The organism is Myxosarcina sp. GI1(2024), assembly GCF_053543375.1.
The window spans coordinates 951,213-964,553 of record NZ_JBKGTY010000001.1 but is presented as its reverse complement, the minus strand read 5'-3'; the positions used below and the strand labels follow the sequence as shown (position 1 = coordinate 964,553).

Here is a 13,341-nt window from a genome sequence, read left to right as displayed (position 1 = left end):
CTAATTACTGTTATAAATATGCCATTACCTATAGTTGCTATTATCGGTAGACCCAATGTAGGGAAATCTACTTTTGTCAATCGTCTGGCGGGTGACCAACAGGCGATCGTTCATGACCAACCAGGAATCACTCGCGATCGCACTTACCGCCTTGCATTTTGGCAAGACCGCGAGTTTCAGGTTGTCGATACTGGAGGCTTGGTGTTTGATGACGACACCGAGTTTTTGCCCTTGATTCGGCAGCAGGCGATGGCGGCATTGGTAGAAGCTTCAGTAGCAATTTTGGTCGTAGACGGGCAAATTGGCGTAACTCCTGGCGATCGCGAAATTGCCCAGTGGTTGCGGCAGCAACAAGTTCCCGTATTGCTGGCAGTAAACAAGTGTGAGTCTGTAGAAAGAGGTGCAATCCAGGCAGCGGAGTTTTGGGAGTTAGGTTTGGGCGAACCCTATCCCATTTCAGCCATTCACGGCAGCGGTACGGGAGAATTATTAGACGAACTGATCGAACACTTACCCCCTGTAGACCAACTCGCAGATAAAGAAGAGATTAAAGTAGCGATCGTTGGTCGTCCCAATGTAGGTAAATCTAGTTTACTCAATACCTTAACTGGCGAACAACGGGCGATTGTCTCCCCCATTTCTGGTACGACTAGAGATGCGATCGATATGGTAGTAGTTAGAGGAGATAAAACCTATTGCCTCATCGATACTGCAGGAATACGCCGTAAGAAAAACGTAGACTATGGAGCAGAATTTTTTGGCATCAATCGAGCGTTTAAAGCAATCCGGCGCGCCGATGTGGTTTTGTTCGTTCTAGACGTTCTCGATGGTGTTACCGAACAGGATTTAAAACTAGCAGGGCGCATTATCGATGAGGGCAAAGCCACCATTATCGTTCTCAACAAATGGGATGCGGTGGACAAAAACTCTGGAACTATTTATGAATACCAACGCCGAATTATGGATCGCCTCTACTTTATGGAATGGGCGGAATTAATTTTTGTTAGTGCTTTGAGTGGCAAACGAGTTGATAAAATTCTGGATTTAGTCGATAAGGCTTACGATGAATATCGTCGTCGCGTCAGTACTTCGGTAATTAATGAAGTATTAGAAGATGCCGTTAGCTGGCACTCTCCCCCCGCTTCTCGCCAAGGAAAACAGGGTAAAATCTACTACGGCACTCAGGTCAGTTGCCAACCGCCAACTATTGCTTTGTTTGTCAACGATCCCAAGCGATTTAACGATAACTATCGTCGCTACATAGACCGTCAGTTTCGAGAACAGCTAGGGTTTACCGGTACTCCGGTTCGCCTAGTTTGGCGTGGTAAAAAAGCTCGCGACATAGAAAGAGGAGCAAATCGAGCAACCAAAGTTTAACTTATCCTATAAGTATTTTTTCAAAAATATCGCTCATCTAAAAATCCTACTGAATTTTCTTGATTGCTTAGGGCAAAATTTCTCGAATACCATAGTAAAGGCAAGTAGCAGCACCGACTAAATATACGAACCAAGTCAAGAAAAATCCTAGTGCTCGACCGGGTGAGGGACCGTAAGTTTCAATTACTCCCCATGCATGGGTAATTCTTCCGACAGTAAGCGCGCTTCCTAACAGCCAGATTAACCAAGAGGGTAAATTCATTAATTCGAGAGTAATTAACAGTAGCAAAGCCAGGGGAACGTATTCGGCAAAATTACCAAATGCTCTTACTTTTCGCTGTAGCAAGCCATCATTACTGGTTTTAGTAATAAATTTTTGAGTGAAGTTTTCAACAAATGCTGCCCATTTACCAGGCTGGTCTAAATATTTTGACTGTGTTGTCACATCTTCTGAAGATTCTCCATGCCAGACTCTGGTACTAGTTCTTTCCATGACTACAATATAGGAAAGAACCAAAGCAATAAGTCCATTTAGTCCGACGAAGAGGATTGAGATCGCAAGAGGATGATTCATTTTTTTAGTCGGGGATTTGTTTAAATGTAGGGCAAGATCTTCTCTTCCTACTTACTTAATACGATAGATAAGTTAACTTCTACATCATTCTTGTTGCAGTTTTCAAAGCAAGGCGGTCGCTTTTACAATGACCCTAGCCCGTTAAACAACTAGAAGGTCGAGCCCCAGCTTTTGGTAAGATTTATCGAGATTGCCCCAATCGGAGAGCGACTTGCCGCAAAATATAGACAGAAATAAGAGATGGAGTAAAGAAAAATGTTGGCATATGCCCTAGCGATCGCAGTTGGATTGAGTAGTTCGATCTTATTCTTGACAGCGTTCTTAATGCCGGATATTCACCGTCGAGATGATTTTTTTTGGAGTGCGATTGGCTTGACTTACGCTTCAATCTTGTGGTTTGGCGCGATTAGAATCACGGGAGTAGTATTGCTGGGTCAATCAGCAGCGGTTGCTTTATTGATTTCTTATCAGTGGCAAACCCTAAAATTAAGAAAAGCGATCGCCTATCCCGAAAAAGCTGCAGAATTAGACAACTTTTCAGTCTTAAAGGCAATTAATAATTTATTCAGTCGCCGTAGCGTCAAGACTCAAGTACAACCTACTATCGAGCGAGAAAAAGTCACCGAGGAAAAAATAGCTATTCCCGAAGAGACTTCAGAAGCCGTTGCTGAAGCAGATAAGCCAACTACTGAAGCTACACCTCCGGCAGCAGAAATTATCGACGAAACCGTTGCCGCCGAACGGGATTCAATGGAACCAACGCCAACAGCAGTAGAATCTGAAGATGAATTGACTAAATCGACAAAAACGCCTTCCGACTTAGGGGTGGAAACTGAAGCGACAGAGGTAAGTACTGCTTCAGAAACTACGAAGACTCCTTCTCAAAAAATCACTGAAACCAAACAGCCAGGGTTTTTTGGCCGATTATTTGGTAGAAAGAAACAATCTACTCCTCCAATCGACACCCAACTTAACGAGATTTTGGAGGAGGAGATGATAGAAGAAAAACCTGAAACAGTTGCTCGAGAAGAACCAGTCCCTCCTTCAATTACATCAGATACCTCAGATACCGAGACAGAATCTGTTACTGTTGACTCTCCAAACGCACCTCCCGAAATGACTGAAACTTCTTCCTTAGCTGATTCCCAAGCCGAGCGAGAAATAACCGATACTGAAGAAACTGAATCTAAATCAACCATAGAAGCAGTAAACGTAACTCCCGCTGCAGAAGAAGATACCGACACCGAACCATCAAAAACCATTGAAGTAGACGCAGAAGAAACACCAAAGGAAAATGCAGAAACTACAGTTACAGAATCTGCAACAGAAAATATTTCCTCTCCTGAAATCGAGCGATCGCCAGTGGAGTATGAAGGGGATAAACCTGAATCTAGCGAACCTACAGTTGAAAATCTCGAATTTCAAGCAGATCGAACTACAGAACCAGTTGATAATAAACCAGAATCATCCGATGTTTCTGAGGATTCAAAATCTTCTGGTAATTAAGCGAATCTTTCTGTTGTAAAAATAAGGCAAGTTTTGCATTAGGGGTGAGTAAGCTCAACCCCTTTGTATTCTGAAAGATTGACTTTGGTTAGTTCGTAAAAATAGAGTCTACTCCCTCAAAAACTGCCGTAAATTAAATAACCTCAATCAATTCTTTGCATTGGTGCTGCTTTAGGAATAATTTTAGTCGCGCCCAAACTAGGAAATTTCACTGCCAGAGTTGCTTTATTTCCCGAACCTAAAATATGGGTGATCTCTCCCGCGCCAAATTGATGGTGTAAGACGCGATCGCCCACCGACCAGTTATGATTATCTCCTGAGTCGATCGCAGCTATTTTAGCTTGTTCTTTGGCTTTAATACTCTGGCGCAAATAATTAGCTGCAGTTGCCACATTGCTACTAATTAAGTCTTCTGGCAGTTCTTTTAAAAATTGCGAAGCGATCGCTGGTTCTCTAGATCCCCAAAGACGGCGTTGTCTGGTATAAGTTAAAAATAATTGTTCTCGAGCGCGAGTAATTCCTACGTAACAAAGACGGCGTTCTTCTTCTAGTTCTAAAGGATCGTTGAGAGTCCGATTGTGAGGTAGTAAACCTTGTTCGACTCCCACTAAAAAGACCACGGGAAATTCTAAACCTTTAGCAGAATGAAGCGTCATTAACGAGACTTTCTCTTGGGCTTCATCTAAGTTATCGAGATCGGATGCTAGAGAGGCGCTAGCTAGAAAAGCTTCGAGACTAGATTCTTGATTGTCTTCTTGAAACTGCTGCACCGCATTGTACAATTCGTAGATGTTTTCGATGCGGTTATCGGCTTCATCCGTACCTTGATTTTGCAGTTCCCTGACATAGTTTGACTTGTCGAGAATCTGACTCAAGACTTCGGCAGCAGTAAGGGTTTCTAACTTTTCTTTGATATTTTGAATCATTTGGACGAACTTTTGAACCGACTTAGCCGCCCGTCCACCTATAGTATTAACCGAAGTTTCGTCGCTGATAATTTCCCATAGGGGCACGCCCAATTGTTGCGCCGCATCCATTAAGGAAGCTATGGTGGTTTTGCCGATGCCGCGACGGGGTGTGTTGATAATTCGCAGCAAACTCACCGTATCATCAGGATTGACGATTACTCTCAAATAAGCCAAAGCATCTTTAATTTCTTTGCGATCGTAGAACTTTAAGCCACCGACGATATTATAGGGAAGATTATTATGAATTAGTAAATCTTCAAAAGGACGAGATTGGGCATTGGTACGATACAAAATAGCAAAGCTGCCCCAATTTAATTCGGGATTATCTTCAGTTAGTTTTTGCAGTTGGTTAATTACAAATCTAGCTTCTAGCTGTTCGTCCTCCGCTTTATAAAGATAGATTTGTTCGCCGAGCCCCCGCGTTGGTTTTAAAACTTTATCAATTCTCTGACTATTATTAGCAATTAACTGATTTGCCGCCTGTAAAATATTCTCCCGAGAGCGATAATTTTCTTCTAACTTAATCATGGTGCGAGTATCTTCATCGGGCAAACCGTCGCCAAAATCTTTTTGAAAGTCGAGCAAAATGGTAAAGTCTGCCAGCCGAAAAGAATAGATCGACTGATCGGCATCTCCTACCACAAACAGCGATCGCCCCTGCCAGTTCCATTGGCTTTTTCTAGTCTCCCCATTGGTAGCGAGCAATCTAATTAGCTCGTATTGAATGCGATTGGTATCTTGATATTCATCAACTAAAATATGATGAAACTGACTGTGCCAATAGCCTAAAATCGATTCGTTTTGTTGAAACAATCGAACGGGAACCAAAATTAAATCGTCGAAATCCAAGGCATTATTTGCTGCCAATCTTGCCTGATATTCATTGTATACATCCGTAATAACTCGTCCGCGATAACCTGGTTCGTGCTTGAGAAAATCATCGGGAGTGATGCCCTGGTTTTTAGCATTACTGATGGTATAACGTATCTTGCGGGGATCGAATTTTTTATTGTCTAAATTCATTTGTTTGGTAACGATATTTGTCACCAAACTTTGTACGTCAGACTCATCAAAAATAGAAAAATTTCGCTTCCAGGTTCTGCCTCTCTCATCCTGATATTTATTAATATCAAAACGCAGTAAACGAGCAAATAAACTGTGAAAAGTTCCAATCCACAATTTTTTAGTCGTTCTTTGATACACTCGCGATCGCAAACTTTTTTGTTCGTAGTCTGCCAAAAACTCTACTCTTTGCCCGTACTTATTTAAAGCCAGTTCTCGGACAAAAATCTGCTCGATTCGCTCGCGCATTTCCCGAGCCGCTTTATTGGTAAAAGTAACCGCTAAAATATGTTCTGGATCGATTTGATGCTGGCGAATCAAATTGGCAATACGATAAGTCAAGGCTCTAGTTTTTCCCGAACCAGCACCAGCTACCACTAACATAGGACCGCAAAAATGTTCGACAGCAAGGCGTTGAGTAGGATTGAGATGGCTCAGAAAATCAGTCATGTTTGAGATGGGGTACCAACGATGAAAGCGAAATTTCTCAACTTCCCATGTTACCAGTAGATTTAACTAATTACTGTTGAGTGTTAACCGTTTATTCAAGATTAGAATTCTCTCCACTACCTTTACCAAACAGCTAATTGTTGATAAAAGTTACAGCTCGTTGCTATTTTTTACAGAATTAGAAAATAATATGACTTTAGAAAACTTTTTCCTTTAGTCTCTATAACTAGAGATGGGCAATTATCTCTTTCAATATAGGTAAGAGTAAAGTTCTGTAAAGAATGGGCACCATACCATGTAGATCGCAAGGGATAATAATAGTTGTCCGAGCCTTAAATCTATAGTTTTATTAAGCAGACTCATAGAGTCGGCTAAAAATTAACAAGATGTAACAAATAAAGGCTCGATGCCATTGTATAAAAGAAACCTATAAGGGTTGAAAATCGATAGCGATCGAGCTTAAAGCTAGTTGCGATCGCATCTTTAGCTCGAGTTTCTTACTACAGAAGGCATAACGGACGGCTGAAACCCAGTGCGACCCCGAAACGTCTTTTTCAGAGACGAAACTGCGATCGACGGCTCGGTAGCCATTAGGCAAACCGGTCTGGCGATTGTCAACGAGCACCGAGACAGTTGGAAGTTTCCTCGAAAGTGGTGCACTTCGGTTTTGAGGGGCTCTTAAAACCGGTGACCTCCAGAGTGTAAACTCTCCACTAGGTAGCTCAAGCAATAAGATTACTTTTTGAAGTTCAACCAAACTCATTTAGATAGAGTAGGAGATAAATTATAATGTTTGACGCATTTACTAGAGTAGTGTCTCAAGCTGATGCTCGCGGTGAATTCCTATCTGACAGCCAATTAGATGCTCTTAATGCCATGGTTTCTGCCAGCAACAAGCGCATGGACGCTGTCAACCGCATTACTGGTAATTCTTCAGCAATCGTGACTAACGCTGCTCGTGCTTTATTTGCAGAACAGCCTCAGTTAATTGCTCCTGGCGGAAACGCTTATACCAACCGTCGTAACGCTGCTTGCTTGCGCGACATGGAAATCATTTTACGCTATGTTACTTATGCTATTTTCACTGGCGATGCTAGCGTACTAGAAGACCGCTGCCTCAATGGACTCCGCGAAACTTACCTTGCTTTGGGTACTCCTGGTAGTTCCGTTGCAGTAGGCGTACAAAAAATGAAAGATGCTGCTTTGGCAATCGTTAACGATCCTAACAATATTACTTCTGGAGACTGTAGTGCAATCTCTTCGGAAATTGCTAGCTACTTCGATCGCGCTGCTGCTGCAGTATCTTAATTACCTACAAGCATTAACCAGCTTACCAAATAAACTCTTAGGAAAATTTAGCAAAACAAAGGAGACATCCAAATTATGAAAACTCCTCTAACCGAAGCAGTTTCGGCTGCCGATTCTCAAGGACGTTTTTTAAGCAGTACCGAAATTCAAACCGCTTTTGGTCGTTTTAACCAAGCTCGTGCTTCTTTAGAAGCTGCAAAAGCTTTAACTTCTAAAGCTCAAAGCTTGATTGACGGTGCAGCTAACGCAGTATATAGCAAGTATCCTTACACTACCAACACTCAAGGTCCCCAATTTGCTTCTACTCCTGAAGGTAAAGCAAAATGTTCTCGTGATATCGGCTACTATCTACGGATGGTTACTTACTGCCTAGTTTCTGGTGGTACTGGTCCTATGGACGAATATCTCATAGCTGGATTGGATGAAATCAATCGCGCTTACGAGTTGTCTCCTAGCTGGTACATTGAAGCTTTGAAGTACATCAAAAACAATCACGGTCTGTCAGGCGATCCTGCTACCGAAGCTAATAGCTATATTGATTACGCAATCAACAGCCTTAGTTAGAAAGCTCTCATGCTAGTGGAGAGATAACTAATAAGAACTAGCAAAAAAACCAACTTTGGTTATTAACAGCATTACTCAGGGAAGTATGCGAGTGCCAGCAATAAGCTAGTATTTGTTTACTTGTCTGAGTATTGTCATTTTTGGGGATAGAGAATGAATGATGAAGCATTGGCGCAGGAGCTAACTGTAGAACAAGCGATCGCCAATCTCAAACAAAGAGAAGATTTGGGTTTACGTTACTATGCTGCTTGGTGGTTGGGAAGATTTCGAGTTACACACCCAGAAGCGATCGCCACTTTGATAATGGCACTAGAAGACGAACGAGACCGCGCTCCCGACGGTGGCTATCCTCTACGTCGCAATGCCGCTAGAGCACTAGGTAAATTGGGAGATAAACGAGCCGTAGAGCCATTAATTCGTTGTTTGCAGTTTCCCGATTTTTATGTCAGGGAAGCCGCAGCACAAGCTTTAGAAATGTTAGGCGCTAAAAGCTGTATTCCTGCCTTAATGGAATTGTTAGCAGGAGGAGTAGCAGAGGCTCGATTCGTACCTGGAAAACCTCATCTAGTACAACCTTACGAAGCAGCGCTCGAAGCTTTGGGAACATTAGGTGCAACAGTCGCCATGCCTCTAATCGAACCATTTATCGAGCATCCAGTAGAAAAAGTTAGATATGCTGCCGCCAGAGCGATGTATCAGTTAAGTGGCGATGCTAAATACGGCGAAATTTTGGTTAGAGCATTGTCAGGAGACGATTTGCAACTGCGTCGTTCGGCTTTAATGGATTTGGGTGCAGTTGGCTATCTTCCTGCCGGAGAGGCGATCGCTGAGACTTTAGCGGAAAATAGTATGAAATTAATCGCTCTGAAGGGATTATTAGAAACCGAGTTAGAAACCAATCCTCAAGATAATCTATCTAAAGCTAGTATCAAGATAATTAACCTCATGGATTCTCTTTTATAACGGGTAATAATGGTAGCCAAACCATCGAAAAATATTCTTTTTTTAGAAAATGGCGATCGCCTGACTCGCGCCGAATTCGAGCGGCGTTATCAAGCTATGCCCCACTTGAAAAAAGCCGAGTTAATTGAAGGTAAAGTATATATGGGATCGCCCGTAAGAAGAATTCACGGTCAGCCCCATAGCTATATCATGGCTTGGTTGGGTGTTTATCATGCAGCAACACCTGGAACAGATTTAGCAGACAATACTACGGTACGCCTAGACGCAGATAATGAACCACAACCCGATGCCTTATTGAGATTAGAAGTAGGAAACTCGCAAGTAGACGAAGATGACTATATTGCGGGTGCCCCAGAACTAATAGTGGAAATAGCTACTAGTAGTGCTGCTTACGATTTACGAGAAAAGCTACAGGTTTATCGTCGTAATGGGGTGCGAGAGTATATTGTTTGGCAAGTGAGCGATCGCCTCGTCGATTGGTTTTTCCTTCAGGAAGAAAAATATATTAAATTTTTACCCGACTCGGAAGGGATAGTTAAAAGTCAAGTTTTTCCAGGTTTGTGGTTGACGATAAATTCTTTGCTCGATAATAATCTGGCTGAGGTTTTGCAAGTAGTACAACAAGGATTAGCATCAGTAGAACACGAGCAATTTATTGCTGAGTTAAATATTTAGTTCTGCGATATAGCAATCTTATTATTGCTTCTTTTGTTGAACAATCATGATAACTTCGATCGAGCTTTACTTTAATATCTATCAAAACTTTATAAAAATATGACCGCAGTTAGAGAACTAATAGAAGCCGTAAATCAAGCCGATTCTGCAGATAGATTGTTAGATGCAGTAGAAAACTTAGCTGAGGCGCGATCGCCGGATGCGATTCCCATGTTAGTAGAAGTTCTCGGCTACAATAATCCCGGTGCAGCCGTCGCCGCAGTTGAAGGTTTGATTGCCATTGGCGGGCCTGTAGTCCCCTATTTACTAGATAATCTAGATGACTACAATTATGGGGCTAGAGCCTGGGCGACTCGAGTATTTGCAGGTATTGGCGATCCCCGCGCTTTAGATTTGTTACTGAGAGCCACAGCAGGAGATTTTTCGCAAAGCGTGCGTCGTGCGGCGGCAAAAGGCTTGGGAAGTATTAACTGGTCGAAATTAGCTCCAGAACGCTCGTTTGCGGCACAGCAAAAGGTACTAAAGACTTTATTGCTGGCTTCTGAAGACTGCGAGTGGATCGTGCGCTATGCGGCAATAGTCGGTTTACAAAATTTGGTGCTAGCTCTAGTCCAAAGCCAACCTGAGTTAGTCGTACCAATTAAATCTAGATTCGAGGGACTGAGCGACAGCGATCCCGAAATAGTCATTCGGTCTCGCGCTCGGTATGCTTTGATGCAAATTTAATTAGTCAGAGTTAAAAGGGATTTATTTGGGGGATCGCCGTTGCTTGAATTATCTGACAAGGTTGCAGCGGGAGGAAAAATACGTAGTGAGTCGGCGGCAATTGCCAAATTGACTTTCGTTCCTACTGCAATAGGATTACTAAAGGTAGTACGGGCCCGCAATCTTTTTCCTGAAGCAGTTTCCAAACAGTAATAATATTCTCTTCCTAAAAACTGTCTTTCTCTGACGACGATATTGGCAGTTTCATCTGGAGTTAAAACAAGATCTTCTTGACGTACCATCAATTCTCCGCGATCGCAATTACTGGATGCATTCGAGGCAAGTTCTAGTTCGCCAATTTCAGTTTTCCAGCTTCTTCCGTGGCGGCAGACAGGTAGAAAATTAGCTTGAGTCACAAATTCGGCGACAAAAATGGAATTAGGGTGAAGGTAAATTTCTTCTGGCGTTCCTATCTGTTCTAATTTACCCTGACGCATCACCCCGATTTTGTCAGAGATTGCTAATGCTTCTTCGCGATCGTGGGTCACAAAGATTGCTGTCGTACCTGCGGCTTTGAGAATTGCTCTAATTTCCTCTCGCAGTCGATGGCGTACTTGAACGTCGAGGTTACTTAAAGGCTCATCTAACAAAATTAAATCGGGTTGGGGAGCCAAAGCTCTAGCTAGGGAAATTCGCTGTTGTTGTCCTCCAGAAAGTTGATGGGGATAGCGTCGCTCAAATCCTTTCAATCCAACTAATTCGATAACTTCGGCAACTCGATGGTTAATTTCTTTTTGCTTATTATAACTACTACCAAAAATATTAATCTTGTTACTTTTTCCTTGCGAGCTATTCTTCAAACCAAAAGCAAGATTATCACCGACTGTTAGATGGGGAAACAAAGCATAATCTTGAAAAACCATACCAGTACGGCGTTTTTCAGGAGCAAGCCAGCTATTTTTACTACTGACAACCCTTCCCGCGATTTCCACAGTTCCCCTGTCAACTCGTTCGAAACCAGCAATAATTCTCAACAGTGTGGTTTTGCCACAGCCAGAAGGACCGAGCAATCCCAATAATTCTCCCGATTGCAAGGTAAGATTGACTTCATCTACGGCTAAAATTCGGCTCTGAGAAAATTTTTTGCTGAGGTTTTGCAGTTTGAGTATCGCAGGTTGGGTCATTTAATAAATTTGACTAAATCGATAGTCGTTCGTTATTTAAGAAAAGTTCGCAACAGTTGTCTATCAATATAGCATCGATCGCTTCACACAAATAAATTAATATTTCGCTTTTTTTCCAGTTAACTAATTAAATATCGAGCTGTAAGCCTCAACTTCTAATCTCTTTCAAAGTCCCTGGCTAAAAACCTTAGAATAAGCAAATTAGGGATTGTCTTGGAGAGAAAGTCGCAATAGCTTACAGCTTAGATTAAGCGAACAGATTGAATTTTTGTAGTAACGTCTCTACTAGTTGTGGTAAAGTTCGATCTAATTGCGAAGGGGTTTTAAAGCTGAGGCTCTTATAGTTAGCAACTTCAAAAGGCGGTTCTCCTACCAGATCTGGTCGTTCCATATTTATCAGCAAAATTTGTCCGCTATCTTTGCTGTGTAGGGCATAGCCAATTTCGACACAAATATTAGAATTGAGTATTAATTTAGTTGGTTTTTCCGTGGTAATAGTAGCTATGGGAGTTGCATCGGCAATAAACAATAAACTCTTGCGTATAGTTCTTAACTGGCTGTCGCTGAGGCGTAGAGGAGAATCTTGGCGAGGTGCAGTTTCTAAGGCTAGAGGTATGCGCGATCGCGCCGTTAATTCGGTCACGATGTTAGTAAGCGTTGTCTGAATTGCGTCGGCAGCGGGCGTATATTCTAACTGCGGACTATAGTAGATTACGGGCTCGAGTCCTGTTAAAGTTTCTTTTTTAGTAAAGTAAATTTCTTGGGAAATCAAATCGATATTGGCAATTAGGTAGCTACCGCTGCCCTCGATATAAAATTCCACCGTTTCTCCTTCGAGATAGCGTCCAAACCACTCAGAGCTTTCCATGGAGGAGCGCTCGTTCAAAAAATCTACTCTCAAACCTGATTTGAGTAAGCTGTTTCTGCTCAAACGCAGATCGCACGGCTTTTTAATAACTTCTCGAATTGGCTCGTACTGCTTTAAGTACCAGGCTTTTAACGCGATAATTGCCACGATAGCTAAGGATTAACTTTAAATAAGTATCTTAGCAGTAAGAGCTTACATCTTCACCACAAACATCTGCAAGATAGCAAATAGCGCGGAAGCGTAAGGCGACAATTTCGTCATAGAGAGGATTTAGTTTACAAAGCGGGGGAATACTCACAAGAGTATGTCCGAATAGAGCTATTTCTCGTTCAAAAGGACACTGATTGGGGATCGACTGACACAGACGATGTGCTAAGGCGCGATCGCGAATTTTGATATTGTTTAGCCACTTACGCATCGGGTAAAGCGGATCGAGTGGTCGCTCGATGCCGTCTATGACGAACTTACGAATTTTTTGTTGAATATTGTTAATCCAATTGCTGAAAACAACGTTTTTTATTGTATAGTGTTTCACACTCATGATTAATTGACTCACTTGAACTTTACTTGACTGGGATAGTAACAACCAAGATTACTATCCCCTATTTATTCAGATACGTCTCTCGATTTCGCTATATGCCGCCTAGCTAAAACACCTTCATTTTCTATTAAGAGAGCATCCTAAAATTTATTGTCTGATTTGGCTAAATTGCCGACATGTGTCTAACTTTTAGCTTTGTCATTATCTTCTCCGATGCCATACTTAATTACCTGAGCAATAATACCTATTAAACGTAAAATTTACTTAAAGATATTTTGAAAATTTTGTATGGCGATAAATTAGTTGCTTTTAAAAAAAATTTGTAGTTTAATTTCCTATTCCTTTGATTGATAACAGCAAAAAAAGCATCTAAATTTACGGATTTGAATAAAATCACGAAATCATTTTTTGTCTGATTAAATACACTTTGCCTCGTTAATTGTTGTTTTTTTCAACAAAGGTCTGTTAGGCTAATTTTCATTAGTTTTACTGGCTTTATTTGTTTATTTTGTTGTCTACCAAAAGATAGTATAGCGTCAGAATCATAAAGTGGCAGGTCAGTTCGGCAGCAAAAATTACAATTTGGCAAATTAGTA

General features: G+C 41.8%; 13 protein-coding genes. 7 read left to right on the top strand and 6 right to left on the bottom strand.

Annotated features, from left to right (window positions below; genetic code table 11):
• Nucleotides 1-18: 18 nt before the first annotated feature.
• Nucleotides 19-1,377, top strand: a complete 1,359-nt coding sequence (der, locus tag ACLFKQ_RS04635; protein ID WP_448998696.1) for a ribosome biogenesis GTPase Der — start codon at nt 19-21, stop codon at nt 1,375-1,377.
• A gap of 67 nt (nt 1,378-1,444) precedes the next feature.
• Here the strand turns inward: der and ACLFKQ_RS04630 are convergent, their stop codons facing one another.
• Nucleotides 1,445-1,951, bottom strand: a complete 507-nt coding sequence (locus ACLFKQ_RS04630; protein ID WP_448998695.1) for an MAPEG family protein — start codon at nt 1,949-1,951, stop codon at nt 1,445-1,447.
• A 255-nt stretch (nt 1,952-2,206) separates the two neighbouring features.
• Between ACLFKQ_RS04630 and ACLFKQ_RS04625 the strand changes: the two genes are divergently transcribed.
• The gene (locus tag ACLFKQ_RS04625) at nt 2,207-3,457 is read left to right on the top strand and encodes a Ycf66 family protein (protein ID WP_448998694.1); all 1,251 of its coding nucleotides are present in this window, start codon (nt 2,207-2,209) and stop codon (nt 3,455-3,457) included.
• Nucleotides 3,458-3,600: 143 nt separating this feature from the next.
• Here the strand turns inward: ACLFKQ_RS04625 and pcrA are convergent, their stop codons facing one another.
• Both pcrA and ACLFKQ_RS04615 read right to left on the bottom strand, forming a co-directional pair.
• The gene (gene pcrA, locus ACLFKQ_RS04620) at nt 3,601-5,937 is read right to left on the bottom strand and encodes a DNA helicase PcrA (RefSeq protein ID WP_448998693.1); all 2,337 of its coding nucleotides are present in this window, start codon (nt 5,935-5,937) and stop codon (nt 3,601-3,603) included.
• Nucleotides 5,938-6,364: 427 nt separating this feature from the next.
• Complete coding sequence (locus ACLFKQ_RS04615; protein WP_448998692.1) at nt 6,365-6,562, bottom strand: hypothetical protein; 198 nt, start codon at nt 6,560-6,562, stop codon at nt 6,365-6,367.
• 164 nt (nt 6,563-6,726) lie between these two features.
• Between ACLFKQ_RS04615 and ACLFKQ_RS04610 the strand changes: the two genes are divergently transcribed.
• From ACLFKQ_RS04610 to ACLFKQ_RS04590, 5 genes are all read left to right on the top strand, one after another.
• Entirely contained in the window at nt 6,727-7,245 is a 519-nt protein-coding gene (locus ACLFKQ_RS04610; protein WP_448998691.1) for a phycocyanin subunit beta, read from the top strand.
• Between the two features lie 75 nt (nt 7,246-7,320).
• A complete protein-coding gene (cpcA, locus tag ACLFKQ_RS04605) occupies nt 7,321-7,809 on the top strand; it encodes a phycocyanin subunit alpha (RefSeq protein ID WP_448998690.1) in 489 nt (162 codons plus the stop codon).
• A gap of 153 nt (nt 7,810-7,962) precedes the next feature.
• Nucleotides 7,963-8,772, top strand: coding sequence for a HEAT repeat domain-containing protein (locus ACLFKQ_RS04600; RefSeq protein WP_448998689.1), 810 nt, complete (start codon nt 7,963-7,965; stop codon nt 8,770-8,772).
• A gap of 9 nt (nt 8,773-8,781) precedes the next feature.
• Nucleotides 8,782-9,447, top strand: coding sequence for a Uma2 family endonuclease (locus tag ACLFKQ_RS04595; RefSeq protein WP_448998688.1), 666 nt, complete (start codon nt 8,782-8,784; stop codon nt 9,445-9,447).
• A 99-nt stretch (nt 9,448-9,546) separates the two neighbouring features.
• Nucleotides 9,547-10,173 carry a HEAT repeat domain-containing protein gene (locus ACLFKQ_RS04590; RefSeq protein WP_448998687.1) on the top strand — a complete coding sequence of 209 codons (627 nt, stop codon included), beginning with the start codon at nt 9,547-9,549 and terminating at the stop codon, nt 10,171-10,173.
• On the opposite strand, the gene ACLFKQ_RS04585 is transcribed toward ACLFKQ_RS04590, so the two are convergent.
• The 3 genes from ACLFKQ_RS04585 to ACLFKQ_RS04575 form a co-directional block, all read right to left on the bottom strand.
• Nucleotides 10,170-11,336: an ABC transporter ATP-binding protein gene (locus tag ACLFKQ_RS04585; RefSeq protein WP_448998686.1), complete on the bottom strand. Its 1,167-nt coding sequence runs from the start codon at nt 11,334-11,336 to the stop codon at nt 10,170-10,172. The two genes, ACLFKQ_RS04590 and ACLFKQ_RS04585, sit on opposite strands and share 4 nt — an antisense overlap.
• 247 nt (nt 11,337-11,583) lie before the next feature.
• The gene (locus ACLFKQ_RS04580) at nt 11,584-12,351 is read right to left on the bottom strand and encodes a hypothetical protein (protein WP_448998685.1); all 768 of its coding nucleotides are present in this window, start codon (nt 12,349-12,351) and stop codon (nt 11,584-11,586) included.
• A gap of 31 nt (nt 12,352-12,382) precedes the next feature.
• The gene (locus ACLFKQ_RS04575) at nt 12,383-12,745 is read right to left on the bottom strand and encodes a Mo-dependent nitrogenase C-terminal domain-containing protein (protein ID WP_448998684.1); all 363 of its coding nucleotides are present in this window, start codon (nt 12,743-12,745) and stop codon (nt 12,383-12,385) included.
• Nucleotides 12,746-13,341: the final 596 nt, after the last annotated feature.

What these genes read in the sequence shown, in the direction of transcription:
- pcrA (WP_448998693.1), bottom strand. Translation starts at nt 5,937, where the DNA reads ATGACTGATTTTCTGAGCCATCTCAATCCTACTCAACGCCTTGCTGTC.
- ACLFKQ_RS04630 (WP_448998695.1), bottom strand. Translation starts at nt 1,951, where the DNA reads ATGAATCATCCTCTTGCGATCTCAATCCTCTTCGTCGGACTAAATGGA.
- ACLFKQ_RS04575 (WP_448998684.1), bottom strand. Translation starts at nt 12,745, where the DNA reads ATGAGTGTGAAACACTATACAATAAAAAACGTTGTTTTCAGCAATTGG.
- ACLFKQ_RS04610 (WP_448998691.1), top strand. Translation starts at nt 6,727, where the DNA reads ATGTTTGACGCATTTACTAGAGTAGTGTCTCAAGCTGATGCTCGCGGT.
- cpcA (WP_448998690.1), top strand. Translation starts at nt 7,321, where the DNA reads ATGAAAACTCCTCTAACCGAAGCAGTTTCGGCTGCCGATTCTCAAGGA.
- der (WP_448998696.1), top strand. Translation starts at nt 19, where the DNA reads ATGCCATTACCTATAGTTGCTATTATCGGTAGACCCAATGTAGGGAAA.
- ACLFKQ_RS04600 (WP_448998689.1), top strand. Translation starts at nt 7,963, where the DNA reads ATGAATGATGAAGCATTGGCGCAGGAGCTAACTGTAGAACAAGCGATC.
- ACLFKQ_RS04595 (WP_448998688.1), top strand. Translation starts at nt 8,782, where the DNA reads ATGGTAGCCAAACCATCGAAAAATATTCTTTTTTTAGAAAATGGCGAT.
- ACLFKQ_RS04585 (WP_448998686.1), bottom strand. Translation starts at nt 11,336, where the DNA reads ATGACCCAACCTGCGATACTCAAACTGCAAAACCTCAGCAAAAAATTT.
- ACLFKQ_RS04625 (WP_448998694.1), top strand. Translation starts at nt 2,207, where the DNA reads ATGTTGGCATATGCCCTAGCGATCGCAGTTGGATTGAGTAGTTCGATC.
- ACLFKQ_RS04590 (WP_448998687.1), top strand. Translation starts at nt 9,547, where the DNA reads ATGACCGCAGTTAGAGAACTAATAGAAGCCGTAAATCAAGCCGATTCT.